This window comes from Streptomyces purpurascens (assembly GCF_045040895.1).
Lineage (GTDB): Bacteria > Actinomycetota > Actinomycetes > Streptomycetales > Streptomycetaceae > Streptomyces > Streptomyces purpurascens.
This window is the reverse complement of sequence record NZ_CP108341.1, coordinates 5,335,873-5,361,087: the sequence shown is the minus strand read 5'-3', so window position 1 is coordinate 5,361,087 and position 25,215 is coordinate 5,335,873. Positions and strand designations below refer to the sequence as shown.

Sequence of the window (25,215 nt, the reverse complement as noted above, 5' to 3'; positions counted from 1 at the left end):
CTCCGTCGCTACGACGGGTGAAAGGTCCCGCACTGCACGTGATGGAAGCTCTGCCTCTGGGAGTCCCGTGTACCCACACGTCGGGGTTGACGCCTCGGGCCTGGCTACGCTGCGCGCAACGGTCCTCGACCTGTTGCGCGGCTTCGTCCCCACCGCGTCCGCCGTCCCCGCATTCGCCACCGCCGCACCCGTAGGCCCTTGCTACGCACTGGCCGACGGCAGCGCCGCGGTCGGCAGACGAGGGCGCCCGTCCGGCGGGGCCGCCGCCCGACGGCCCGCGGCGGACAGCGACAGCGCCCGCATGATGGACCTGGTGGAGCGCGCCCAGGCCGGCGAGGCCGACGCCTTCGGCCGTCTCTACGACCAGTACAGCGACACCGTGTACCGGTACATCTACTACCGGGTCGGGGGAAAGGCGACAGCCGAGGACCTCACCAGCGAGACCTTTCTGCGCGCCCTGCGCCGCATCGGCACGTTCACCTGGCAGGGCCGCGACTTCGGCGCCTGGCTGGTCACCATCGCCCGCAACCTCGTCGCGGACCACTTCAAGTCCAGCCGCTTCCGCCTCGAGGTCACCACCGGCGAGATGCTCGACGCCAACGAGGTCGAGCGCTCCCCCGAGGACTCCGTCCTGGAGTCCCTCTCCAACGCCGCCCTGCTCGACGCCGTACGGCGACTCAACCCCCAGCAGCAGGAGTGCGTGACACTCCGCTTCCTCCAGGGCCTCTCCGTCGCCGAGACCGCCCGCGTGATGGGCAAGAACGAGGGCGCCATCAAGACCCTCCAGTACCGGGCCGTCCGCACCCTCGCCCGGCTCCTCCCGGAAGACGCCCGCTGACCGGACCGCACGCTCGGCGACACCCAACTCACGTTCCGTGACAGTCCGTTGACTTCGGCATCCGATCAGCCGGAGTCCGTAACCCAAGTGCCGCGCCGCTCGTTGTGAGGGATGCAGGCTCCCTGTGGTCACCCCTGGCCGACCTCGATCACTCGATCGTGTGGCTGTGGTCAGGGTGTGCAACCCTCAGGACCCCCTGGGGAGTCGACCGTCATGACGAGAGGAGGTGCCGCCAGTGATCGCGAACGTATCGGCACACCGGCGGGCGAACGCCTTCGCCCAGGCCCTGGAGGAGCAGTCCGAGCAGGGCACGGCGGCCGAGCAGCCCGAAGGTTCGGCACCGGCCCCGGCACCCGCGGAACAGACCGAACCGGCACGCCTCACGGCGCTCGCCTCCGGTCTCGACGCGCTGCCCAAGCCGGAGCTCGACCCGGAGGTCAAGGTCGTCCAGCGGGCCCAGCTGGTGGCCGCGTTCGAGGCCATGCTCCAGGAGGGCACCGCAGGAGGCGGGGCGACGGACCGAGCGGTCCCCGGACAGCGCTCCCGTGGCGCCCACCGCGCCGACTCACTGAAGAAATTCCGGCCGCGTTCCCGGCTCGCCAAGGGCCTCACCGCGGGCGGGCTCAGTGTCGGAGTGGCCGCGAGCGCCTTCGGCGGAGTCTCCGCCGCCAGCTCCGACGCCCTGCCGGGCGATTCGCTCTACGGGCTCAAGCGCGGCATCGAGGACGTGAAACTCGGCCTCGCCGACAGCGCCGACGAGCGCGGCCGGGTCTACCTCGACCACGCCTCCACCCGGCTCAGCGAAGCCCGCCGCCTGATGGAGCGCGGCCGCAGCGGCCCCCTGGACCACGAGTCCCTCGGCGAGATCCGCCGCGCCCTGTCCGGCATGCGGCACGACGCGTCCGAAGGCCACCGGCTGCTGAGCGAGGCGTACGAGCACGACCCGGACTCCCTGGGCCCCATGCAGGCCCTGTCGGCGTTCTCCCGCTCCCACCGCGAGGCCTGGGGCGAACTGCGCGAGAGGCTCCCCGTCCAGCTCGGGGACGTCAGTGAGCAGGTGTCGTCGGTGTTCGACGCCATAGAGGAGGACGTCGCCCCACTGCGCTCCCTCCTCCCCGAGCCCCCCGCCGGGAACGGCGGCGAAGGCAAGCGCCAGGGCGCCTCCGAGTCGGCCTCCAGCGGCTCGTCCGACACCGACCGGTCGGCGCAGCCCGGCAAGAGCGGCGGCGGGCGCGCCGACAAGGGCAGCACCGGCAGTGGCAGTGGCAGTCCGAGCCGCTCGGCTGGCTCCGGCAGCGACAGCGAGGGCCTGCTCGGCGGCAACACCGGCGGCCTGCTCGACCCGCCGAAGGACAGTGAGGCGAGCACCTCACCGTCGGCCGGCGGCAGCGCACCCGTCCCCAAGCCGGACGTGACGCTCCCGCCGCTCCTGCCCGGCCTGCTGCCGGGCCTGGGCATCGACGGCGAGGACGCGCACTAGACGGCGCTGGGCGCCCCTGTGAGGGGCGCCCAGCGCCGTAGGCGAAGCATCAGAAGAAGACCGACCGCCGCTGCACCAGCAGCTTGTACAGCGTGTGCTGGATCTGCTCCCTGACCTGATCGGTCAGGTTGAACATCAGCATCGGGTCCTCGGCCGCCTCCGGCGGATAGCCGTCCGTGAGGATCGGCTCGCCGAACTGGATCGTCCACTTGGTCGGCAGCGGAATCGCGCCGAGCGGTCCGAGCCAAGGGAACGTGGGCGTGACCGGGAAATACGGAAAGCCCAGCAGGCGGGCGACCGTCTTGGCGTTGCCGATCATCGGGTAGATCTCCTCGGCCCCCACGATCGAGCAGGGGACGATCGGCGTCCCGGCGCGCAGGGCCGTCGAGACGAACCCCCCGCGGCCGAAGCGCTGGAGCTTGTACCGGTCCGCGAAGGGCTTGCCGAGGCCCTTGAAGCCCTCCGGCATCACCCCGACCAGTTCGCCCTGCTCCAGCAGCCGCGCCGCGTCCTCGGCACAGGCCAGGGTGTGGCCGAGCTTGCGGGCCAGTTCGTTGACCACCGGCAGCATGAACACCAGATCGGCGGCGAGCAGGCGCAGATGCCGTCCCGCCGGATGGTTGTCGTGCACCGCGACCTGCATCATCAGGCCGTCCATCGGCAGCGTGCCGGAGTGGTTGGCGACGATCAGGGCGCCACCCTCGGACGGGATGTTCTCGATGCCCTTCACCTCGACCCGGAAGTACTTGTCGTACAGCGGGCGCAGCAGGGACATCAGGACCTGGTCGGTGAGCTCCTCGTCGTAGCCGAAGTCGTCGACCTCGTAGTCCCCGGTGAGGCGCCGGCGCAGGAACGCGAGCCCGCCCGCGATCCGCCGTTCCAGACCGCCCTCGCCGTCCTGGGACCGCTCCGGCGGCTGCTCCTCAGAAGTCACAGGAACATCATCCTGCGGAACAGCCCTGGTGGGCAGGGGCTGCACCTCACGGACCGGCGGCGACTCCGTGCCCGAGCGGCGGTTCCCCGCGCTCCGGCGCCGCTGGGGGCGCTGCACGGCGCTTCCGCGGGACCGGTCGTCGTCGAACGGAATGACCTTGGCATCCGCCATCGTTGATGCGCTCCTCAGTTGGCGCTCTGCGTCGGGGGGTGGCCGTCGCCCGCGAGGGGCAGTGCGGCGATCCGGTCGACGGCCCCCGCAAGGGCCTCCGGCGGAAGAAGTCCGGGTCCCTGGCTGCGGGCGAAGTCCGCGAACGTTTCCGCGGTCGTGTATTTGGGCTGGAATCCCAGCGTTTCGCGCATCTGACCCGTGGCCACGACCCGGCCGTGTGTGAGCAGCCGGATCTGCTCGGGCGAGAAGTCCGTCACCCCCAGCGTACGCACCAGCGAGCCCGCCCAGGTGACGGCCGGGAGCGGCAGCGGCACGGTGGGGCGCCCGAGGCGCCGGGAGCACTGGGAGAGCAGCAGGACACCGTCGCCGGCGATGTTGAAGGTGCCGCTGTTGAGCGTGCCCCGCCGGGGCTCGTGGGAGGCGATCCGCAGCACCTCGATCACATCGTCCTCGTGCACGAACTGCAGCCTGGGGTCGTAGCCGAACACGGTCGGCAGGACCGGCAGCGCGAAGTACGAGGCGAGCGGGGTGTCCGCGGTCGGGCCCAGGATGTTGGCGAACCGCGGCACGCACACGGCCACGTCGGGCCGGCGGCGCGCGAAGCCGCGGACGTAGCCCTCGACCTCCACCGTGTCCTTGGCGAAGCCGCCGCTGGGCAGGGACTTGGGCGGGGTCGTCTCGGTGAAGACGGCGGGGTCGCGGGGCGCGGAGCCGTAGACGTTGGTGCTGGACTTCACGACCAGCCGCTGCACGGCCGGGGACTTCTGGCAGGCACCGAGCAGCTGCATGGTGCCGATGACGTTGGTCTCCTTCAGGGAGGCCCGGTTGCCGCTGCCCAGCGGGGTGCCCGTCACGTCGAGGTGGACGATCGTGTCGGCGGCCGTCTCGGCCAGCACCCGGGCGATCGTGGGCTGCCGGATGTCGGCCTGGACGAAGTCCGCGCCGCCCAGATGGTGCTCGGGCGGCACCGCGTCCACGGCGATCACCCGGTCCACCTCGGGGTCCCGCTGGATCCGCCTCACGAACCGGCCCCCCAGCTGGCGGGCCACTCCGGTCACGAGCACGACCTTGCCCAAGATCAGCGCCTTCCTTCCACAACCTCTTGTCCCCGCCGCGTTCCCCCGTGGGGCCAACTTAGCGGTTCGGTATTGCGCTGTGATGACCGCCCGATGCGCGAAGTGACGGGAAGCGGCCGGACTTACGTGGCGATACACGTGTGGCCCCCCACCAGTGGGTGGGGGGCCACAACGACGCTCTCGCGGCGTCCGCGTCGCGAACTTACTTCTTGTTGCGACGCTGAACGCGCGTGCGCTTGAGCAGCTTGCGGTGCTTCTTCTTGGCCATCCGCTTGCGCCGCTTCTTGATAACAGAGCCCACGACTACCCTCGCTCACTTCTCATCACTCGGTGCTGGGCGCCATGGGCCCATACGACCTACGAGGGGCTAGCCTACCCGCCCGAGCGCTGAGGTCGTAATCGAGGGGGCCAGGGTGATCCCGAGTGCCCTGTGAGGGATCACCCCGCCCCAGCCGTCAGGCGGTTTCCACCCCCACGTAACTCTCGCGAAGGTACTCGTGAACCGCTTGCTCCGGGACGCGGAAAGACCGCCCCACACGGATCGCGGGCAGATGACCGCTGTGCACCAGCCGGTACACGGTCATCTTCGACACTCGCATCACCGAGGCGACTTCCGCCACGGTAAGGAACTGAACCTCGTTCAGAGGCCTCTCGCCAGCTGCAGCCATGACACACCTGAACCTTCCGCACTCGACGGCCACCGGCTTCCCCTTCCGGTGACTCTTCGTCGCTGCGTGCTCACTCCCCAATGTAGGGGCCTGTGATGCGAGTGGGGAAGAGGTGCACCCATCAACGGCCTACTGTGACAGACACGCCCGATTGAGTACGTAGCGGGTAAGCGGCAGGTAGTAATCAGATCGCACGCCGTCATCAAGTGGAACGACGACGGACACGGACCCCTCCGCCTGCCCGACGAACGGGGCCGGGTCGTCCGTATCGGCCGGCCCGATGGCCTCGAACCCCAGCTGACCTGCCCCGCAGACCCACCCGTGGTCCCCGATCACCAGCTCGGGAAGGGGCCCGCCGGCCTCCGCCGCGGCGGCCAGCGCGGTACGAACCGGGAGGGGTGAGTGCGTATGTGCGCCGGGCTCACAACCGGGGCGTTCCACCCCTGGCGCCCGCACCAACGCGACTCCTCGTACGTAGTCGAGGTTGTACGTACGTAGGCCGAACCGGGTCGTTATGTCGACACAGCGACCCTGCGCGGGGGTGAGAACCGCACACCCCGCCGCCGACAGCGCGTCTGCCAGAGCGGCGTAGAAACCGAGCAGCCGATGCGGGTGCCCGGTACCGAGAAGCACCGGAGCACCCCGCTGGGCGGCATCGGCGAGACGGTCCGCGAAGGCGTCCAGCGCGGCCACCGTCCGCTGCGGATCGATCACGTCCTGGCCGGAAGTCCGCCGAGAATCGACCGAAACTCCGCACCGGTCCGCCATCAGCTCGATCAACTCCCGCTGCTTCCAGGCCCCTTCGGGATCGATGCCGAGCAGCACACGGGGGTCCCGGGCAGCGAAGAGCCGATAGCTGCGCAGGCTCTCCTCACGCGACGTGGCCACGGTACCGGCGAGGCGTGCGCCCACCAGGTGCGTACGCAGAACTTCGGGGGTCAGCACGAGAAGATCGTCCGCGACCAGGGCCTCACCTGTCCCGGGAACCGGCGAAGACCGCACGGTCGGCCTACCGGCCTACCAGGGGCGCCTCACCCCGGCAGCAGCCCCCGCAGCGGGAACACCGCCCGCCGGGCCGCCAGCACCGCCTGGTCCAGCCGGTCCGCCGGGTCGTACCCCGCCTCCCAGCCGGTCCACTCCACGGGCCAGCGCCCGTCCGTCATCCGCGCCGGGGCCAACTGCCGTGTCCGCGCGAACACATCCTGCCGCCACCCCTCGGGGATCACCGCCTCGGGCTCCACCTCCCGGTGCGCCGCGATCGCGACCAGATGCGTCCACGACCTCGGTACGACGTCCACCACGGCGTAGCCGCCCCCGCCCAGGGCCACCCACCGCCCGTCGGCGTACTCGTGCGCCAGGTCGTGACAGGCCACCTGCACCGCCCGCTGCGCGTCCAGCGACACGGCCAGATGCGCGAGCGGATCCTCGAAATGCGTGTCGGCCCCGTGTTGCGTCACCAGCACCTGCGGCCGGAAATCGGCGATCAGCTCCGGCACCACGGAGTGGAACGCCCGCAGCCACCCGGCGTCCCCGGTCCCGGCCGGCAGCGCCACATTCACCGCCGAGCCCTCCGCGGAGTCCGCCCCGGTCTCCTCCGGCCACCCGGTCTGCGGGAACAGCGTCCGGGGATGCTCGTGCAGCGAGATCGTCAGCACCCGCGGATCGTCCCAGAACGCCGCCTGCACCCCGTCCCCGTGATGCACGTCGACATCGATGTAGGCGACCTGCTCGGCCCCGAGCTCCAGCAGCCGGGCGATCGCCAGCGACGCGTCGTTGTAGATGCAGAACCCGGACGCACCGCCCGGCATCGCGTGATGCAGCCCGCCCGCGAAGTTCACCGCGTGCGCCGTCTCTCCCCGCCACACGGCCTCCGCCGCCCCCACCGACTGCCCGGCGATCAGCGACGACACCTCGTGCATCCCGGCGAAGGCCGGATCGTCCATCGTCCCCAGCCCGTACGACTGGTCCGCCGCCCCGGGCTCCGCCGACGCGGCCTTGACCGCCTCGATGTAGTCCTCCCGGTGGACGAGCCGCAGCGTCGACTCCCCGGCCGCCTTCGCGGCGACCACCTCCACCTCACGGTCCAGCCCGAAGGCATCGACCAGTCTCCGGGTCAGCGCGAGCCGGACCGGGTCCATCGGATGCCCGGGACCGAAGTCATAGCCCGTTACTGCCTCGTCCCACATCAGCTGTGTGCGGCCGCTCATGCCCGCCACCGTATCGGTCCGGTTGAGCGGCGAACGAACGGGCGTACACCAGCGTCACCAGCACCAACACCATCGGCACGAGCATGGCCCCGCGATAACTCCACAGATCACCGAGCGCGCCCACCAACGGCGAACCGATCAAGAACCCCACATAGTTGAAGACATTCAGCCGCGCGACGGCCGCGTCCGAAGCCCCCGGGAACAGCCGGCCGGCCGCCGCGAACGTCTGCGGCACCAGCACACACAACCCCAGCCCCAGCAGCGTGAACCCCAGCATCCCGACCCACGCCCCGGGCGCCACCGCCACCACGGCGAACCCACCCGCCGCGACCAGCGCCCCGGCCCGCACGACCGCGACCGCCCCGAACCGCCGCACCCCGAAGTCCCCCAACGCCCGCCCCACCAGCGTGGTGACCATGTACACGTTGTACGGCACCGTCGCCATCTGCTCCGAGCTCCCCAGCACGTCCTGCAGATACTTCGCGCTCCAGTTGGAGACCGTCGAGTCGCCGATGTACGCGACGGTCATCACCAGACACAGCGGCAACAGCAACTTGAACGCGAGGGCCTGCCCCCCGCCGGCCTTCCCCTCCACCCCGGACTCCGCCACCGGACCCGCGTCGCCGCCGTCGACATACCACCGGCTCCCCACCAGCACAGCCGGCAACAGCACCAGCACGACCGGCAGATACGACACCCACAACGCCAGATCCCAGTGCGCCCCCACCCACGCCAGCGAGGCCCCGACGATCCCGCCCAGGCTGTAGACCGCATGAAAACTGAGCATGATGCTGCGCCCGTACGACCGCTGCAGGCTCACCCCGAGCATGTTCATCGACGCGTCCAGCACCCCGACGGCGAGCCCGAACGCCGCGAGCGCGACCCCCAGCTCCACCATCCGCTCCCCGGCCCCGACCCCCAGCAGCGCCAGCAGCACCACGGGCTGGGACCACCGCAGCAGCCGGCTCGGCGGCACCCGCTTCACCAGCCGCTCGGTGCTGACGCTCCCGACCCCGGCGAGGATCGGCACGGCGGCCAGAAAGGCGGGCAGCAGCGCGTCGGACACCCCGTACCGGTCCTGGATGGCCGGGATCCGCGTCACGAGCAGAGCGAAGGCGACCCCCTGCACCAAGAAGCTGAACGCCAACGAACCTCTGCCGCGCCGCAGCACATCAGTCATGGCGGCGAGCGTAGGGCCCCGGCCTACCCGTGGGTAGATCCAGCCAAAGATGAATTTGCCTCATCTTCCACGGGCTCACACCAGAAGATCGGCCAGCTCCCCCATGTCGGAGAAGAGCCGGGTGGCGCCGGCGAGCTTCTCCGGCGGTGTCATGGCGGTGAACCCGTACACGTCCATCCCGGCCGCGACCGCCGCCTGCACCCCCAGTGGACTGTCCTCGACGACGACACACCGCTCCGGCGCGACCCCCATCCGCTCGGCGGCGTACAGGAACAGATCGGGAGCCGGCTTCCCCCGCCCGACGTCCTGCGAGCTGAAGATCCGCTTCTCGTCGAACCACCGGTCGAGCCCGGTCGTCCGATGCCCCACCCGAATCCGCTCATGGCTCCCGGACGAGGCCACGCAGTACGGCACCCCGTCCGCGGCGAGTTTCTCCAGGACGCCGGAGGCCCCGGCCACAGCCACGAGCTCCTGCTCGAACGCCGCGAACACCCGCGCGTGAAAGACGTCGTCGAAGCTCTCCGGCAACCGCTGTCCCGTCCGCTCGAGAACCAGCTCATGAATTCGGTGCATCGCCGACCCCATGTAGTCCCGAATGGACTCCTCGTACGAGGTCGGGTGCCCGAGCTCGGTGAGATACGCGGCCAGCAGCCGGTTGGAGATGGGCTCACTGTCGACGAGGACACCGTCGTTGTCGAAGATGACGAGATCGTAGTTCATGTCATGACCCTAAACGCAGAAATCCCCGTGCCGAATGGCACGGGGATTTCTTTGAAAAATTGTTCGGCGGCGTCCTACTCTCCCACAGGGTCCCCCCTGCAGTACCATCGGCGCTGAAAGGCTTAGCTTCCGGGTTCGGAATGTAACCGGGCGTTTCCCTAACGCTAAAACCACCGAAACACTATGAAACTGTAAACTGCCGCACCATACCGTGACCTGGCATGGGGCTGTTCGTGGTTTCAGAACCAACACAGTGGACGCGAGCAACTGAGGACAAGCCCTCGGCCTATTAGTACCGGTCAACTCCACACGTTACCGTGCTTCCATATCCGGCCTATCAACCCAGTCGTCTACTGGGAGCCTTACCCTCTCAAGGAGGTGGGAATACTCATCTCGAAGCAGGCTTCCCGCTTAGATGCTTTCAGCGGTTATCCCTCCCGAACGTAGCCAACCAGCCATGCCCTTGGCAGAACAACTGGCACACCAGAGGTTCGTCCGTCCCGGTCCTCTCGTACTAGGGACAGCCCTTCTCAATATTCCTACGCGCACAGCGGATAGGGACCGAACTGTCTCACGACGTTCTAAACCCAGCTCGCGTACCGCTTTAATGGGCGAACAGCCCAACCCTTGGGACCGACTCCAGCCCCAGGATGCGACGAGCCGACATCGAGGTGCCAAACCATCCCGTCGATATGGACTCTTGGGGAAGATCAGCCTGTTATCCCCGGGGTACCTTTTATCCGTTGAGCGACGGCGCTTCCACAAGCCACCGCCGGATCACTAGTCCCGACTTTCGTCCCTGCTCGACCCGTCGGTCTCACAGTCAAGCTCCCTTGTGCACTTACACTCAACACCTGATTGCCAACCAGGCTGAGGGAACCTTTGGGCGCCTCCGTTACTCTTTAGGAGGCAACCGCCCCAGTTAAACTACCCATCAGACACTGTCCCTGATCCGGATCACGGACCCAGGTTAGACATCCAGCACGACCAGACTGGTATTTCAACGACGACTCCACCCACACTGGCGTGCGAGTTTCAAAGTCTCCCAGCTATCCTACACAAGCCGAACCGAACACCAATATCAAACTGTAGTAAAGGTCCCGGGGTCTTTCCGTCCTGCTGCGCGAAACGAGCATCTTTACTCGTAGTGCAATTTCACCGGGCCTATGGTTGAGACAGTCGAGAAGTCGTTACGCCATTCGTGCAGGTCGGAACTTACCCGACAAGGAATTTCGCTACCTTAGGATGGTTATAGTTACCACCGCCGTTTACTGGCGCTTAAGTTCTCAGCTTCGCCACCCCGAAGAGTGACTAACCGGTCCCCTTAACGTTCCAGCACCGGGCAGGCGTCAGTCCGTATACATCGCCTTACGGCTTCGCACGGACCTGTGTTTTTAGTAAACAGTCGCTTCTCGCTGGTCTCTGCGGCCACCCCCAGCTCGAGGAGCAAGTCCTCTCACCAGATGTGGCCCCCCTTCTCCCGAAGTTACGGGGGCATTTTGCCGAGTTCCTTAACCATAGTTCACCCGAACGCCTCGGTATTCTCTACCTGACCACCTGAGTCGGTTTAGGGTACGGGCCGCCATGAAACTCGCTAGAGGCTTTTCTCGACAGCATAGGATCATCCACTTCACCACAATCGGCTCGGCATCAGGTCTCAGCCACATGCACGACGGATTTACCTATCGCACGGCCTACACCCTTACCCCGGGACAACCACCGCCCGGGATGGACTACCTTCCTGCGTCACCCCATCACTCACCTACTAACCGCTTGGTCCGGCGGCTCCACCACTTTCCTTTCCCCGAAGGGTCCGGAACGGCTTCACGGCCTTAGCATCACGATGCTCGATGTTTGACGCTTCACAGCGGGTACCGGAATATCAACCGGTTATCCATCGACTACGCCTGTCGGCCTCGCCTTAGGTCCCGACTTACCCTGGGCAGATCAGCTTGACCCAGGAACCCTTAGTCAATCGGCGCAAACGTTTCTCACGTTTGTATCGCTACTCATGCCTGCATTCTCACTCGTGAACCGTCCACAACTCGCTTACGCGGCTGCTTCACCCGGCACACGACGCTCCCCTACCCATCACAGCAGGCGTTGGCCCTTATGCTGCAATGACACGACTTCGGCGGTACGCTTGAGCCCCGCTACATTGTCGGCGCGGAATCACTAGACCAGTGAGCTATTACGCACTCTTTCAAGGGTGGCTGCTTCTAAGCCAACCTCCTGGTTGTCTCTGCGACTCCACATCCTTTCCCACTTAGCGTACGCTTAGGGGCCTTAGTCGATGCTCTGGGCTGTTTCCCTCTCGACCATGGAGCTTATCCCCCACAGTCTCACTGCCGCGCTCTCACTTACCGGCATTCGGAGTTTGGCTAAGGTCAGTAACCCGGTAGGGCCCATCGCCTATCCAGTGCTCTACCTCCGGCAAGAAACACACGACGCTGCACCTAAATGCATTTCGGGGAGAACCAGCTATCACGGAGTTTGATTGGCCTTTCACCCCTAACCACAGGTCATCCCCCAGGTTTTCAACCCTGGTGGGTTCGGTCCTCCACGAAGTCTTACCTCCGCTTCAACCTGCCCATGGCTAGATCACTCCGCTTCGGGTCTTGAGCGTGCTACTAAAACGCCCTATTCGGACTCGCTTTCGCTACGGCTTCCCCACCCGGGTTAACCTCGCAACACACCGCAAACTCGCAGGCTCATTCTTCAAAAGGCACGCAGTCACGAGAATGAAGACAAGTCTTCACTCCGACGCTCCCACGGCTTGTAGGCACACGGTTTCAGGTACTATTTCACTCCGCTCCCGCGGTACTTTTCACCATTCCCTCACGGTACTATCCGCTATCGGTCACCAGGGAATATTTAGGCTTAGCGGGTGGTCCCGCCAGATTCACACGGGATTTCTCGGGCCCCGTGCTACTTGGGTGTCTCTCAAACGAGCCGCTGATGTTTCGACTACGGGGGTCTTACCCTCTACGCCGGACCTTTCGCATGTCCTTCGCCTACATCAACGGTTTCTGACTCGTCCTGTTGCCGGCAGACAACAGAAGAGAGATCCCACAACCCCGTATACGCAACCCCTGCCGGGTCTCACACGCATACGGTTTGGCCTCATCCGGTTTCGCTCGCCACTACTCCCGGAATCACGGTTGTTTTCTCTTCCTGCGGGTACTGAGATGTTTCACTTCCCCGCGTTCCCTCCACACTGCCTATGTGTTCAGCAGCGGGTGACAGCCCATGACGACTGCCGGGTTTCCCCATTCGGAAACCCCCGGATCAAAGCCTGGTTGACGACTCCCCGGGGACTATCGTGGCCTCCCACGTCCTTCATCGGTTCCTGGTGCCAAGGCATCCACCGTGCGCCCTTAAAAACTTGGCCACAGATGCTCGCGTCCACTGTGCAGTTCTCAAACAACGACCAGCCACCCGTCACACACCACTTACGCGATGCTTCACCGGGGCCGGCGACTGAGGAAAATTTCGTTCCCTCAGACACCCAACAGCGTGCCCGACCAGATCCCGTCCGAAGATCAGCGTTCCACGCTCAAAAGAGCAGTACTAGCAGCCTCCGACCCGAGGTCCTGGCCGAATAGTCAACGTTCCACCCATGAGCAACCAGCATCAGACATTCGCTGATGTACTGGCCTCTGAACCAGGCAAGCCTGGCTTAGAAGTGCTCCTTAGAAAGGAGGTGATCCAGCCGCACCTTCCGGTACGGCTACCTTGTTACGACTTCGTCCCAATCGCCAGTCCCACCTTCGACAGCTCCCTCCCACAAGGGGTTGGGCCACCGGCTTCGGGTGTTACCGACTTTCGTGACGTGACGGGCGGTGTGTACAAGGCCCGGGAACGTATTCACCGCAGCAATGCTGATCTGCGATTACTAGCGACTCCGACTTCATGGGGTCGAGTTGCAGACCCCAATCCGAACTGAGACCGGCTTTTTGAGATTCGCTCCACCTCGCGGTATCGCAGCTCATTGTACCGGCCATTGTAGCACGTGTGCAGCCCAAGACATAAGGGGCATGATGACTTGACGTCGTCCCCACCTTCCTCCGAGTTGACCCCGGCGGTCTCCCGTGAGTCCCCAGCACCACAAGGGCCTGCTGGCAACACGGGACAAGGGTTGCGCTCGTTGCGGGACTTAACCCAACATCTCACGACACGAGCTGACGACAGCCATGCACCACCTGTACACCGACCACAAGGGGGCGCCTGTCTCCAGACGTTTCCGGTGTATGTCAAGCCTTGGTAAGGTTCTTCGCGTTGCGTCGAATTAAGCCACATGCTCCGCCGCTTGTGCGGGCCCCCGTCAATTCCTTTGAGTTTTAGCCTTGCGGCCGTACTCCCCAGGCGGGGCACTTAATGCGTTAGCTGCGGCACGGACAACGTGGAATGTTGCCCACACCTAGTGCCCACCGTTTACGGCGTGGACTACCAGGGTATCTAATCCTGTTCGCTCCCCACGCTTTCGCTCCTCAGCGTCAGTATCGGCCCAGAGATCCGCCTTCGCCACCGGTGTTCCTCCTGATATCTGCGCATTTCACCGCTACACCAGGAATTCCGATCTCCCCTACCGAACTCTAGCCTGCCCGTATCGACTGCAGACCCGGGGTTAAGCCCCGGGCTTTCACAACCGACGTGACAAGCCGCCTACGAGCTCTTTACGCCCAATAATTCCGGACAACGCTCGCGCCCTACGTATTACCGCGGCTGCTGGCACGTAGTTAGCCGGCGCTTCTTCTGCAGGTACCGTCACTTTCGCTTCTTCCCTGCTGAAAGAGGTTTACAACCCGAAGGCCGTCATCCCTCACGCGGCGTCGCTGCATCAGGCTTTCGCCCATTGTGCAATATTCCCCACTGCTGCCTCCCGTAGGAGTCTGGGCCGTGTCTCAGTCCCAGTGTGGCCGGTCGCCCTCTCAGGCCGGCTACCCGTCGTCGCCTTGGTGAGCCATTACCTCACCAACTAGCTGATAGGCCGCGGGCTCATCCTGCACCGCCGGAGCTTTCCACCATCAAAGATGCCCAAGATGGTCAATATCCGGTATTAGACCCCGTTTCCAGGGCTTGTCCCAGAGTGCAGGGCAGATTGCCCACGTGTTACTCACCCGTTCGCCACTAATCCCCACCGAAGTGGTTCATCGTTCGACTTGCATGTGTTAAGCACGCCGCCAGCGTTCGTCCTGAGCCAGGATCAAACTCTCCGTGAATGTGTACCGGTAATCCGGTCGACACCACGAGAGCGGAACAGTCAGGCGGAATAAGCCCGACCGTTCACAGCGTCCTCGCTGTGTTTTTTCAAAGGAACCTCGTCCCAGCGAATGCTGGAGACGGGGTATCAACATATCTGGCGTTGACTTTTGGCACGCTGTTGAGTTCTCAAGGAACGGTCGCTTCCTTTGTACTCACCCTCTCGGGCTTTCCTCCGGGCGCTTCCCTTCGATCTTGCGTTTCCGACTCTATCAGATCTTTCCGATCCGATTTCCTCGGTGCTTTCCAGGTTCCCGCTTTCGCGTTTCCCTTTCCGGCGGTTCCGACTCTATCAGATCCTTTCGGGCCTGATCCCCAGTCAGTGGGGGTTGTCTTTGCGGCTGTTGGGCCGTTCCGACGAGTGAGACTTTAGCGGATTCCCCGGCTCCCGAGCCAATCGGGGGCCGCGTCCTTTCGAACGGGGATTCCTCATTCCGTAAATACGCATACCAATGAAACGACGACAGATGTACTGCGCGTCGAAAGAGTGGTTGGTACTTGCGGAGTGGCTGCCCGGGGACCGACCGGAGTCGGCGCTCACGTCGGGCAACTCGGAGAACACTACGGATCGGGTCTGGGCGTGTCAACTCAGGTACGGGAGGCACTCCAGGGGCGTAGTCTCAGACGCATGACGACGCGTACGTGTACCCAGCTGTGGTGGGCCGCCTGACGGCGGCCGTCCTCACGTATGCATTCAACGGCCGCCGCTTCGGCGGCCGTTCTTGTTTCTCCCTCCGGAACCACCGAGGGACGGCCGCCCGGGGCGGCGGTCCCGGCCAGGAGGTGGAGGAGAGATGACACGGGTCTTCAGCGGGGTCAAGCCGACGGGGCATCTGACGCTGGGGAACTACCTGGGAGCCATGCGGCGGTGGGCCGCCGTCGACCAGCACGAGGCCGATGCCTTGTTCTGCGTCGTCGATCTGCATGCGCTCACCGTGGAGCATGATCCGGCGCGGGTGCGCCGGCTGAGCCGGCAGGCGGCGACGTTGCTGCTGGCGTCCGGGCTGGATCCGGACGTGTGCACGGTGTTCGTGCAGAGCCATGTGGACGAACACGCTCGGCTGTCGTACGTGCTGGAGTGTGTGGCCACCGACGGTGAGATGCGGCGGATGATCCAGTACAAGGAGAAGGCCGCGCGGGAGCAGCGGCGGGGTGGGAGTGTGCGGCTGTCGCTGCTGACCTACCCCGTGCTGATGGCGGCGGACATCCTGGCCTACGGGGCCGATGAGGTGCCGGTCGGGGACGATCAGCGGCAGCATGTGGAGCTCGCGCGGGATATCGCCGTGCGGTTCAACCAGCGCTACGAGCATACGTTCGTGGTGCCTCGGGCCACGCGTCCCGAGGTCGCGGCTCGGGTGATGAATCTGCAGGATCCGATGTCGAAGATGGGCAAGAGCGACGACGTCGGGCCGGGGATCGTCTATCTGCTGGACGAGCCGGACGTGGTGCGGAAGAAGGTCATGCGGGCGGTGACCGACAGTGGGCGGGAGGTCGTGTACGACCGGGAGGCCCGGCCGGGGCTCGCCAATCTGCTGGAGATTCTCGCCGCGTGCTCGGGTGGGAGTCCTGAGGAGCTGGCCGGTGCGTATCCGTCGTACGGGGCGCTGAAGAAGGACACTGCCGAGGCTGTCGTCGAGGTGCTTCGGCCTCTGCAGGAACGGCACAAGGAGTTGTGTGCGGATCCCGGGTATGTGGAGCGCGTGCTGCGGGACGGGGCGGCGCGGGCGCGGGGGATGGCCCGGCCGACGGTGGATGCCGCCTATGGCGCGATCGGGCTGCTGCCTGCCGTGTCGGAGGTGGCTGAGGCGGGTGCCGCGCTGACGGTGTGATGTGCGGCGGGGGCGGGTGGTCGGCCCGCCCCCGGGTGCTTCAGCTGTTGTTGCCGGAGGCCAGGGCGCGGCTGCGGTCGCGGGCGGCTTCGAGGGCGGCGATGAGGGCGGCTCGTACGCCGTGGTTCTCGAGTTCGCGGATGGCGTTGATCGTCGTGCCGGCGGGGGACGTGACGTTCTCGCGGAGCTTGACCGGGTGCTCGCCGCTGTCGCGGAGCATCGTCGCGGCGCCGATGGCGGACTGGACGATCAGGTCGTGGGCCTTGTCGCGGGGCAGGCCGAGGAGGATGCCGGCGTCGGTCATGGCTTCGACCAGGTAGAAGAAGTAGGCCGGGCCGGAGCCGGAGAGGGCGGTGCAGGCGTCCTGCTGGGACTCGGGGACGCGGAGGGTCTTGCCGACGGCGCCGAAGATCTCCTCGGTGTGGGCGAGGTGGCCGGCGGTGGCGTGGGTGCCGGCGGAGATGACGGACATCGCCTCGTCGACCAGGGCGGGGGTGTTCGTCATGACCCGGACGACCGGGGTGTCGGGGGCGAGGCGCTCCTCGAAGTACGCCGTGGGGATGCCGGCGGCGCCGCTGATGACCAGGCGGTCGGCGGGGACGTGGGGGGCCAGTTCGTCGAGGAGCGTGCCCATGTCCTGCGGTTTGACCGTGAGGATCAGGGTGTCGGCGGTCTTCGCGGCTTCCGGGTTGGTGACCGGGGTGACGCCGTAGCGGGTGCGGAGTTCTTCGGCTCGTTCCTGGCGGCGGGAGGTGACCAGGAGGTCGGCCGGGTTCCAGCCGGCGCGGATCATTCCGCTGAGCAGGGCTTCGCCGATCTTGCCGGTGCCGAGGACTGCGACTTTCTGGGTCATGGCGCGGGGTGCCTCCGGGGGTGCGTCGTCCGGTGTCCATCGTCGCATCGGGGAGGGCGGGGTGGCTCGCGTGTCCGGTGGGCGGGATGTCGGATGGCCCGGCTCACGCCGTCCTGCGTCGTAGCGTCGCCGCGCCCAGGGCCAGGACCAGGAGGGCGCAGCCCGCCACGATCAGGGCGTCGCGCACGAAGGTGGCCGTCATGTCGGTGTGGTGGAGGACCTCGTTCATGCCGTCCACGGCGTAGGACATGGGGAGGACGTCGGAGATGGTCTCCAGGACCGGGTGCATGGTGTCGCGCGGGGTGAACAGGCCGCAGAGCAGGAGCTGGGGGAAGATCACCGCCGGCATGAACTGGACCGCCTGGAATTCCGAGGCCGCGAAGGCCGAGACGAAGAGGCCCAGGGCCGTGCCGAGGAGGGCGTCGAGGAGGGCCACCAGGAGCAGGAGCCAGGGGCTGCCGGTGACGTCGAGGCCGAGGAACCAGACCGCGAGGCCCGTGGCCAGGGCGGACTGGATGATCGCGAGGGTGCCGAAGGCGAGGGCGTAGCCGGCGATGAGGTCGCCTTTGCCGAGGGGCATGGCGAGGAGGCGTTCGAGGGTGCCCGAGGTGCGTTCGCGCAGGGTGGCGATGGAGGTCACCAGGAACATCGTGATCAGCGGGAAGATCCCGAGGAGGGACGCGCCGATGCTGTCGAAGGTGCGGGGGTTGCCGTCGAAGACGTAGCGGAGCAGGAGCAGCATCACGCAGGGGATGAGGAGCAGGAGCGCGATGGTGCGCGGGTCGTGGGTGAGCTGGCGCAGGACGCGGGTGGTGGTGGCGGTGGTGCGGGCCGCGCTCAGGGCTTTCGGTGAGGGGTTCGGTGGGGTGTTCGGTGGGGTGACGGTTGTGGTGCGGGGGGTGGTCATCGTGTCGTCTCCTTCGGGCGGGATGCCGCCTTCGCTTCGTCCACCAGGTGCAGGAAGGCCTCCTCGACCGTTTCGGCGCCGGTGGCGGTGCGCAGGGCTTCGGGGGTGTCGTCGGCGAGGAGCTCGCCCTCGCGCATGAGGAGGAGGCGGTGGCAGCGCTCGGCCTCGTCCATGACGTGGGAGGAGACGAGGAGGGTCGCGCCGCGGCTTGCCGCGATGTCGTGGAAGAGGTTCCAGAGGTCGCGGCGCAGGACCGGGTCGAGGCCGACGGTCGGTTCGTCGAGGACCAGGAGTTCGGGGGTGCCGAGGAGGGCGACGGCCAGGGAGACGCGGCTGCGCTGGCCGCCGGAGAGATTGCCGGCCAGGACGTCGGCGTGGGTGGTGAGGTCGACGTCGGCTGTGGCGCGGGTGACGTTGTCGTGGCGGCGGTCGGCGGCGGATCGGCCGGGGTCGAGGATCGCGGCGAAGTAGTCGAGGTTCTGGCGGACGGTCAGGTCGTCGTAGACCGACGGGGCCTGGGTGACGTAGCCGATGCGGGTGCGCAGGGTGGGGTGGCCGGCGGGGCGGCCGAGGACGTCGAGGGTGCCGGTGACCTTGGCCTGGGTGCCGACGATGGAGCGCATGAGGGTCGACTTGCCGCAGCCGGAGGGGCCGAGCAGGCCGGTGATCTGGCCGCGGGGGACGGTGAAGCCGAGGGCTCGCAGGACCGTGCGGGGGCCGCGGGCGACGGTGAGGTTTTCGGCGTGTACGGCCGTGAGGTCTGTGGTCGTGTTCGCGCCCGGGCGTGGTGGGCTGGGAGCATTATTCATCATGCGATGAATAATGCTCCCGGGGGTGGTGCGCGTCAAGCAGGAGTCTTGGCGAGCAGGAGGACGACCTCGTAGACCTCCTCTACGGAACCGTCCGGGAAGGCCCTGAGCAGGTGCTCGCGCTCCGCGGCGAGGAAGGACGCCGTGTGTTCCTCGTCGTGGACCAGGAAGACCGAGTGGCTGGCGAGGTTGGCGAGGTGGGTGTCGACCGGGACGCGGCGGCTCCAGCGGACCGTGCGGCGGGTGAAGTCGAGGCGGCCGGTGGGGTCGGCTGCGCGGGCGTTGACGTTCCGCTTCTCGGCGGAGATGTCGATGCCGAAGTGGCGCCCGGTGCGGGCGGCGGCCTCGGCGATCCAGGGGACGTCGAGGGCGTCGGTGTTCCACCAGAGGGCGAGTGCGCCGCCGGGGCGCAGGACGCGGAGGGCCTCCGGGACTGCTCGGGCGGGGTCGGTCCAGTGCCAGGCCTGGGCGTAGGTGACGAAGTCGACGGAGGCGTCGGCGAGGGGGAGGTCGTCGCCCGTGCCTCGGACGAGGGGGAGGGCGGGGAGGGTGCGGCGGAATTGCGCTGCCATGCCGTCGCCGGGTTCCACCGCGATGACGTCTGCGCCTCGGGCGTTCAGGAGGGCGGTCGCTATGCCGGTGCCGGCGCCGATGTCTGCGACGCGGGAGCCGGGGAGGGGGTGGCCGGCCAGGTCTTCTATCGCGTCGAAGAGGGCTGGGGGGTAGGAGGGGCGGTTGGCCGCGTATTGGGCTGCGGCGGTGTTGAAGGAGTGGGCTCGGGCGGTTCGGGTGGGCGTGGGTTCGGTGGGCGCGGGTTCGGTGGTGGGTGGTTCGGTGGGCGTGCGTTCGGTGGTGGGTGGTTCGGTGGGCGTGCGTTCGGTGGTGGGGTCGGCTCCGGGGGTGGGGTGGGCGGAGGGAGGTGTGGTCATACGGCCATGGTGGCCGGGGGTGGGGTGGGGGGCGGTGAGATTTCGGTGAGGTCTATGCGCGGCGGCGTTTCTTCCCCGAGCGGCGGGTGGTGCTCTTCTCGTGTCGCTTGCGGGCCGCCTCGTACTCCTCGCGGTGGAGCTTCTCGCCGGGGGCCTCGGTGAGGGAGCGGAAGAAGTACGCGAGGAGGGAGCCGACGAAGCCGATGGCCAGGAGGCCGCGGAGGGATGCCTGGCGGTCGGGGTCGGGGCGGCGGGTGAAGCCGTCCCAGGTGTGGCGGAAGGCCATCGCGCTGCAGATCGCGAACATCACGATCATGAGGAGCGAGACGAAGCCGCCGATCGCGGCGATCTGCAGGCCCTGGTAGGCGAGGCGGAGGACCACGCACGCCGCGGCCGCGGTGGCCAGTGAGCCTACGGCGACGGCGATGCGGCGGGGGGTGTAGCCGTTGTCGTGGTTCAGCCAGGTCGTGCCGAAGAAGCGGATGGGTTCGGGGCTCGGGCCGGGGGGCGGGGTGCCGTTTTCTGCGCTCACGGGCTGATTATCGCGTGGGGGTGTGGGGTGCCTGCGGCGGCCTGTGCGGTCTCGGTGGGGTGCGCGTCGCGCCTGTGCGGTGGTGGTGGGTCGGGGCCGTGTCGGGGGGTGTCCGTCCTCGGAACGGCGCGATGGGGTCGGATGCCGACTCGCTGTTCGTTGACGCGCCAACCGCTGCGGGCGGACACCCCCCGACACGGCCCCTTCTCGCCGTGCGCGGGTGCGGGGTGGTCCCACATGCCGCGGGCGGCCCGCAGTGGGGGCGGGCCGCTCGCGGTTGTGTGGTGCGGATCAGGAGCAGCGGGGGCGGATGTAGCCGTCGCTGCCGGTGTTCACGTAGGCGTCCGAGATGTACTGGCCGCTCGCGATGTTGTCCCAGATGGTGGTCGTGCCGTACGGGCCCGTGACGCGGGTGCCGGGTGTCTGGCAGTGGATGGCCACCCGGGCGCCCTCCGAAAGGCTCCTGACGATCGGGTAGCCGGTGCCGGGGCCGCTGCGGACGTTGAGACGGACGCCGGGTGCGACCGAGTAGTACGTGGCCGCGGCGGCCAGTGTGGTGACCACCGGCATGCCGGTACTGGGTCTGACCTGTTCTACAGACATGAAAAACCTCCCCCGTTGAACCCCATGGCAGCCATGGGGTCCCGTTGATTCCCCTGAATCACGCCATCAAACACTTGTGCGCGATTCGCCAGCGGAGGCTAGCAAGCCGCCTCTGTCTCGTACGAGTCATCGACTAGGCTCCGTGCGTCGCGCGCGCGGACGAACAGCACGGGGGTGGTTCCATGGCGGCGCAGGGAAACGCCGGAGCGGGCCCGGAAGCGGAACTTCCTGAATTTGCCGGTCACTACCGACTCGAAGAGTGTCTGGGTTCGGGCGGCATGGGGGTCGTGCATCTGGCCCGGAGCACCTCCGGGATGAAGGTGGCCGTGAAGGTCGTGCACGCGCAGTTCGCCGAGGACCCCGAGTTCAGGGGGCGTTTCCGGCAGGAGGTGGCTGCGGCCCGGCGGGTCAGCGGGGCCTTCACCGCGCCCGTTGTGGATGCCGATCCCGAGGCCGGGCGGCCTTGGATGGCCACGTTGTTCATTCCGGGTCCGACGCTGGCCCAGGAGGTGAAACGGAACGGGCCTCTGGCTCCGGCGCAGTTGCGGCGGGTGATGGCCGGGCTCGCGGAGGCGCTGCGCGACATCCATCGGGTCGGGGTCGTGCACCGGGATCTGAAGCCGAGCAATGTCCTGCTCGCCGAGGACGGGCCGAAGGTCATCGACTTCGGCATTTCCCGGCCAAAGGACAGCGAGTTGCGGACCGAGACCGGGAAGCTGATCGGTACGCCGCCCTTCATGGCGCCCGAGCAGTTCCGGCGGCCCAGGGAAGTGGGGCCCGCCGCCGATGTCTTCGCGCTCGGGTCTGTGATGGTGCACGCGGCCACCGGGCGGGGCCCGTTCGACTCCGACAGTCCTTACGTCGTCGCGTACCAGGTGGTGCATGACGAGCCCGATCTGGCCGGCGTACCGGAACAGCTGGCGCCGCTCGTGCTGCGGTGTCTGGCCAAGGAACCCGAGGACCGGCCCTCGCCCGACGAGTTGATGCGGGAGCTGCGGTCGGTGGCGGCCTCGTACGACACTCAGGTGTTCATACCGGCGCAGCGCGTGGACGAGACGCCAGACGCGGGTGAGGCGCCGGGTGCGGGTGAGCCGGCGGCCGTCGCGGCCCCGCGTCGGTCCAGGCCGCGCCTCGGCAGACGGGCCGCTCTGGGGGCCGGTGCCCTCGGGCTGGCCGTCGTCGGCGCGCTCGCGGCGGTGCCCCTGCTCGGGGGCGGTCCCGCTCCGGCGCCCGCGGTCAGCGCACCGCGGACCACGGCTGCCGCCTTCACGGCGTGGGCGGCGACGCCGGTGTCCAGGACGGGCACCCCTCAGTGCTCCTACGCAGCCGGGAAGTTGCTCTGCGCGCAGACCGGGCTGGTCTTCGCTCTGGATCCGGCCGACGGGCGTCTGCTGTGGAAGTACCCGCTGGAGGGGGTCGCCGGCGACGGGCCGCCGAGTGGGGCTCCGGTCGTGTCGGGTGATCTGGTGCTGGGCGGGCTCGGCCACGGGCAGCGGCTGACCGCGCTGGATCCGGACTCGGGGGATGTGGTGCGGCGGCAGGCCCTGTCCATGTCGGGCGGGGTGCAGGCGGTGGGAGGGATGGTGCTGCTCACCGCGGCCGACGGCACGGTGACGGGTGTGGACAGTGCCTCCGGGGACGTGAAGTGGCGTCAGCCGATTCCGGGGCAGGAGGTGCCGTACTTCACGGCGTTCCCCGGGGATCCGCTGGCGTACGCGGCGACCGTGTCCGGTGATGGGTCCACGACGAAGGTGACGGCGGTGGATCCCGGCACGGGCGAGGTGCGGTGGGACGCGCGGCTCGAAGGCGCGTTGCAGCCGATCGGGACGGTGGGCGGGCGAGTCGTGTTCGTCTCCGTCGATGCCGTGCGCGGGGAGGCGCGGGCCGTGGTGCGGTACAGCCCGGAGGGGCGGACGACCGAGCGTGTGCCGTTGCGTATCCCGTTGCAGGGGGTTCAGGGCAGTGTGCGTGGGGACGTCGTCCATCTGATGGCGGAGGGCGGAGGGCTGGTCGCCGTCGATCTGGAGGCGCGCGAGCAGCTGTGGAGTCTGCAGACCGGTGTGGCCCGGGGGTCCGTGCCCGTCGCCGACGATCGGTACGTGTACGTCACCACGCCGGACGGGCGGCTGCTCGCCGTCGACGCGCGGCGCGGGAAGCTCGCCGGGCAGACGTCCCCTCGGCTGGCGGCACAGTCGGACCGGGTTCCGGCCACGCTGCCCGAGCCCGTGGTCGTGGACGACCATGTCTACGTCGGTGCTCCGGACGGCACCGTCTTCGGAGTCGACGGGCGTGATCCGGCCGGCTGGTAGGGGCCGCCGCCTTGCGGGGCGGCCCCGGGGTGCTCAGCCGAGCTTCGACACGTCCCGTACGGCGCCCTTGTCCGCGCTGGTCGCCATCGCGGCGTAGGCGCGCAGGGCGGCGGAGACCTTGCGGTCGCGGTTCTTCGGGGCGTAGACGCCGTTCAGAGCTTCCTCGCGGCGGGCCAGTTCGGCGTCGTCGACGAGGAGTTCGATGGTGCGGTTCGGGATGTCGATGCGGATGCGGTCGCCGTCCTCGACGAGGGCGATGGTGCCGCCGCCGGCCGCCTCGGGCGAGGCGTGCCCGATGGACAGGCCGGACGTGCCGCCGGAGAAGCGGCCGTCGGTGATCAGGGCGCAGGCCTTGCCGAGGCCGCGGCCCTTCAGGTACGAGGTCGGGTAGAGCATCTCCTGCATTCCGGGGCCGCCCTTGGGGCCCTCGTAGCGGATGACGACGACGTCGCCCTCCGTGATCTGTTTCAGCAGGATCTTCTCGACGGCCTCCTCCTGCGACTCGCAGACGACCGCCGGGCCCTCGAAGGTCCAGATCGACTCGTCGACGCCGGCCGTCTTCACCACGCAGCCGTCGACCGCGAGGTTGCCCTTGAGGACCGCGAGGCCGCCGTCCTTGGAGTACGCGTGCTCGACGGAGCGGATGCAGCCGCCCTCGGCGTCCTCGTCGAGGGACGCCCAGCGCTCGGACTGGGAGAAGGCCTCGGCGGAGCGGACGCAGCCGGGGGCCGCGTGCCACAGCTCGAGGGCCTCGGGGGACGGGGAGCCGCCGCGCACGTCCCAGGTCTTCAGCCAGTCGGCGAGGGTCGGGCTGTGGACCGAGTGCACGTCCTCGTTGAGCAGGCCGCCGCGGTGCAGTTCGCCGAGGAGGGCGGGGATGCCGCCGGCGCGGTGCACGTCCTCCATGTAGTACGTGCGGTTCTTCGCGACGTTCGGGGCGACCTTGGCGAGGCAGGGGACGCGGCGGGAGACCGCGTCGATCTCCTCCAGGCCGAAGGGGACGTCCGCCTCCTGGGCCGCGGCCAGCAGGTGCAGGATCGTGTTGGTCGAGCCGCCCATGGCGATGTCGAGGGCCATCGCGTTCTCGAAGGCCGCGATGGTGGCGACGTTGCGCGGCAGGACCGTGTCGTCGTCGTGCTCGTAGTAGCGGCGGGTGATGTCCATGACCGTGTTCGCCGCGTCGACGTAGAGCTGCTTGCGCGCGGTGTGCGTGGCCAGGACCGAGCCGTTGCCGGGGAGGGAGAGGCCGATGGCCTCGGTGAGGCAGTTCATCGAGTTGGCGGTGAACATGCCGGAGCAGCTGCCACAGGTCGGGCAGGCGTTCTCCTCGATACGGAGGATGTCCTCGTCCGAGATCTTGTCGTTCACCGCGTCGGAGATCGCGTCGACCAGGTCCAGCGTGCGGACCGTGCCGTCGACCAGCGTCGCGCGGCCGGACTCCATCGGGCCGCCGGAGACGAAGACCGTGGGGATGTTGAGGCGGAGAGCCGCGTTCAGCATGCCCGGGGTGATCTTGTCGCAGTTGGAGATGCAGATCAGGGCGTCGGCGCAGTGGGCCTCGACCATGTACTCGACCGAGTCCGCGATGAGGTCCCGGGAGGGGAGGCTGTACAGCATGCCGCCGTGGCCCATGGCGATGCCGTCGTCCACCGCGATGGTGTTGAACTCGCGCGGGATGCCGCCGGCCTCGACGATCGCCTCGCTGACGATCCGGCCGACCGGCTGGAGGTGGGTGTGGCCCGGCACGAACTCGGTGAAGCTGTTGGCGACCGCGATGATCGGCTTGCGGCCGATGTCCGCACCCGGTACACCGGAAGCCCGCATAAGGGCGCGGGCGCCCGCCATGTTGCGGCCGTGGGTGACTGTGCGGGACCTCAGCTCGGGCATCGTCGCTCGCTCCTTCAGAGA

The 25,215-nt window shown here is 67.7% G+C and carries 19 protein-coding genes and 3 rRNA genes; 4 read left to right on the top strand and 18 right to left on the bottom strand.

Translation table 11 applies throughout. The features are described 5' to 3' along the window. Positions 1–67 precede the first annotated feature (67 nt). Positions 68–838: an ECF subfamily RNA polymerase sigma factor, BldN family gene (locus tag OHU35_RS24455; RefSeq protein ID WP_405506862.1), complete on the top strand. Its 771-nt coding sequence runs from the start codon at positions 68–70 to the stop codon at positions 836–838. A gap of 235 nt (positions 839–1,073) precedes the next feature. Beyond that, a complete protein-coding gene (locus tag OHU35_RS24450; protein ID WP_405506860.1) occupies positions 1,074–2,318 on the top strand; it encodes a DUF5667 domain-containing protein in 1,245 nt (414 codons plus the stop codon). 49 nt (positions 2,319–2,367) lie between these two features. Here the strand turns inward: OHU35_RS24450 and OHU35_RS24445 are convergent, their stop codons facing one another. From OHU35_RS24445 to OHU35_RS24395, 11 genes are all read right to left on the bottom strand, one after another. Then, positions 2,368–3,423 carry a lysophospholipid acyltransferase family protein gene (locus OHU35_RS24445; RefSeq protein WP_189728257.1) on the bottom strand — a complete coding sequence of 352 codons (1,056 nt, stop codon included), beginning with the start codon at positions 3,421–3,423 and terminating at the stop codon, positions 2,368–2,370. Positions 3,424–3,437: 14 nt separating this feature from the next. Beyond that, positions 3,438–4,499 carry an NAD-dependent epimerase/dehydratase family protein gene (locus tag OHU35_RS24440; protein WP_189728252.1) on the bottom strand — a complete coding sequence of 354 codons (1,062 nt, stop codon included), beginning with the start codon at positions 4,497–4,499 and terminating at the stop codon, positions 3,438–3,440. A 202-nt stretch (positions 4,500–4,701) separates the two neighbouring features. After that, positions 4,702–4,800: a 30S ribosomal protein bS22 gene (locus OHU35_RS24435; protein WP_003948845.1), complete on the bottom strand. Its 99-nt coding sequence runs from the start codon at positions 4,798–4,800 to the stop codon at positions 4,702–4,704. Between the two features lie 154 nt (positions 4,801–4,954). After that, positions 4,955–5,167 carry a helix-turn-helix domain-containing protein gene (locus OHU35_RS24430; protein ID WP_004984898.1) on the bottom strand — a complete coding sequence of 71 codons (213 nt, stop codon included), beginning with the start codon at positions 5,165–5,167 and terminating at the stop codon, positions 4,955–4,957. A gap of 129 nt (positions 5,168–5,296) precedes the next feature. After that, positions 5,297–6,112: a phosphatase gene (locus tag OHU35_RS24425; protein ID WP_405506857.1), complete on the bottom strand. Its 816-nt coding sequence runs from the start codon at positions 6,110–6,112 to the stop codon at positions 5,297–5,299. A gap of 86 nt (positions 6,113–6,198) precedes the next feature. Next, positions 6,199–7,374 (bottom strand): acetoin utilization protein AcuC, encoded by a 1,176-nt coding sequence (locus tag OHU35_RS24420; protein ID WP_405506855.1) that lies wholly within the window; start codon positions 7,372–7,374, stop codon positions 6,199–6,201. After that, positions 7,325–8,554 carry an MFS transporter gene (locus OHU35_RS24415; protein ID WP_189728246.1) on the bottom strand — a complete coding sequence of 410 codons (1,230 nt, stop codon included), beginning with the start codon at positions 8,552–8,554 and terminating at the stop codon, positions 7,325–7,327. The genes OHU35_RS24420 and OHU35_RS24415 overlap by 50 nt, the downstream gene beginning before the upstream one ends. A 75-nt stretch (positions 8,555–8,629) precedes the next feature. After that, positions 8,630–9,274, bottom strand: coding sequence for an HAD family hydrolase (locus OHU35_RS24410; RefSeq protein WP_405506854.1), 645 nt, complete (start codon positions 9,272–9,274; stop codon positions 8,630–8,632). A gap of 61 nt (positions 9,275–9,335) precedes the next feature. After that, a 5S ribosomal RNA gene (rrf, locus tag OHU35_RS24405) occupies positions 9,336–9,452 on the bottom strand. A gap of 91 nt (positions 9,453–9,543) precedes the next feature. Next, positions 9,544–12,665 (bottom strand): 23S ribosomal RNA (locus OHU35_RS24400). 305 nt (positions 12,666–12,970) lie between these two features. Continuing rightward, a 16S ribosomal RNA gene (locus OHU35_RS24395) occupies positions 12,971–14,496 on the bottom strand. Together the 16S, 23S and 5S rRNA genes form the textbook arrangement of a ribosomal RNA operon. Before the next feature lie 834 nt (positions 14,497–15,330). On the opposite strand from OHU35_RS24395, the gene trpS reads away from it, so the two are divergent. Beyond that, positions 15,331–16,365: a tryptophan--tRNA ligase gene (trpS, locus tag OHU35_RS24390; protein ID WP_189725907.1), complete on the top strand. Its 1,035-nt coding sequence runs from the start codon at positions 15,331–15,333 to the stop codon at positions 16,363–16,365. Positions 16,366–16,405: 40 nt separating this feature from the next. Here trpS and proC read toward each other — a convergent pair whose 3' ends face one another. From proC to OHU35_RS24360, 6 genes are all read right to left on the bottom strand, one after another. After that, a complete protein-coding gene (gene proC / locus OHU35_RS24385; RefSeq protein WP_189725906.1) occupies positions 16,406–17,218 on the bottom strand; it encodes a pyrroline-5-carboxylate reductase in 813 nt (270 codons plus the stop codon). Between the two features lie 103 nt (positions 17,219–17,321). Beyond that, positions 17,322–18,125 carry an ABC transporter permease gene (locus OHU35_RS24380; RefSeq protein WP_405506851.1) on the bottom strand — a complete coding sequence of 268 codons (804 nt, stop codon included), beginning with the start codon at positions 18,123–18,125 and terminating at the stop codon, positions 17,322–17,324. After that, entirely contained in the window at positions 18,122–18,937 is an 816-nt protein-coding gene (locus tag OHU35_RS24375; RefSeq protein WP_405506849.1) for an ABC transporter ATP-binding protein, read from the bottom strand. The genes OHU35_RS24380 and OHU35_RS24375 overlap by 4 nt, the downstream gene beginning before the upstream one ends. 32 nt (positions 18,938–18,969) lie before the next feature. Continuing rightward, positions 18,970–19,863, bottom strand: coding sequence for a class I SAM-dependent methyltransferase (locus tag OHU35_RS24370; protein WP_405506847.1), 894 nt, complete (start codon positions 19,861–19,863; stop codon positions 18,970–18,972). A gap of 52 nt (positions 19,864–19,915) precedes the next feature. Then, on the bottom strand, positions 19,916–20,395 hold the full coding sequence (locus tag OHU35_RS24365) for an EamA/RhaT family transporter (protein WP_405506845.1): 480 nt from the start codon (positions 20,393–20,395) through the stop codon (positions 19,916–19,918). A 291-nt stretch (positions 20,396–20,686) separates the two neighbouring features. Beyond that, the gene (locus OHU35_RS24360) at positions 20,687–20,998 is read right to left on the bottom strand and encodes an SH3 domain-containing protein (protein ID WP_189725901.1); all 312 of its coding nucleotides are present in this window, start codon (positions 20,996–20,998) and stop codon (positions 20,687–20,689) included. Between the two features lie 182 nt (positions 20,999–21,180). Here OHU35_RS24360 and OHU35_RS24355 point away from each other — a divergent pair, with 182 nt between their 5' ends. Next, entirely contained in the window at positions 21,181–23,307 is a 2,127-nt protein-coding gene (locus tag OHU35_RS24355) for a protein kinase domain-containing protein (RefSeq protein ID WP_405506843.1), read from the top strand. A 33-nt stretch (positions 23,308–23,340) separates the two neighbouring features. On the opposite strand, the gene ilvD is transcribed toward OHU35_RS24355, so the two are convergent. Next, a complete protein-coding gene (ilvD, locus tag OHU35_RS24350; protein WP_359890399.1) occupies positions 23,341–25,194 on the bottom strand; it encodes a dihydroxy-acid dehydratase in 1,854 nt (617 codons plus the stop codon). Between the last annotated feature and the right edge of the window lie 21 nt (positions 25,195–25,215).

Coding starts and splice junctions, on each gene's coding strand:
- OHU35_RS24430 (WP_004984898.1), bottom strand. CDS start 5,167: ATGGCTGCAGCTGGCGAGAGGCCTCTGAACGAGGTTCAGTTCCTTACC.
- OHU35_RS24415 (WP_189728246.1), bottom strand. CDS start 8,554: ATGACTGATGTGCTGCGGCGCGGCAGAGGTTCGTTGGCGTTCAGCTTC.
- OHU35_RS24370 (WP_405506847.1), bottom strand. CDS start 19,863: ATGACCACACCTCCCTCCGCCCACCCCACCCCCGGAGCCGACCCCACC.
- OHU35_RS24445 (WP_189728257.1), bottom strand. CDS start 3,423: ATGGCGGATGCCAAGGTCATTCCGTTCGACGACGACCGGTCCCGCGGA.
- proC (WP_189725906.1), bottom strand. CDS start 17,218: ATGACCCAGAAAGTCGCAGTCCTCGGCACCGGCAAGATCGGCGAAGCC.
- ilvD (WP_359890399.1), bottom strand. CDS start 25,194: ATGCCCGAGCTGAGGTCCCGCACAGTCACCCACGGCCGCAACATGGCG.
- trpS (WP_189725907.1), top strand. CDS start 15,331: ATGACACGGGTCTTCAGCGGGGTCAAGCCGACGGGGCATCTGACGCTG.
- OHU35_RS24410 (WP_405506854.1), bottom strand. CDS start 9,274: ATGAACTACGATCTCGTCATCTTCGACAACGACGGTGTCCTCGTCGAC.
- OHU35_RS24360 (WP_189725901.1), bottom strand. CDS start 20,998: ATGTCTGTAGAACAGGTCAGACCCAGTACCGGCATGCCGGTGGTCACC.
- OHU35_RS24380 (WP_405506851.1), bottom strand. CDS start 18,125: ATGACCACCCCCCGCACCACAACCGTCACCCCACCGAACACCCCACCG.
- OHU35_RS24420 (WP_405506855.1), bottom strand. CDS start 7,374: ATGAGCGGCCGCACACAGCTGATGTGGGACGAGGCAGTAACGGGCTAT.
- OHU35_RS24375 (WP_405506849.1), bottom strand. CDS start 18,937: ATGATGAATAATGCTCCCAGCCCACCACGCCCGGGCGCGAACACGACC.
- OHU35_RS24355 (WP_405506843.1), top strand. CDS start 21,181: ATGGCGGCGCAGGGAAACGCCGGAGCGGGCCCGGAAGCGGAACTTCCT.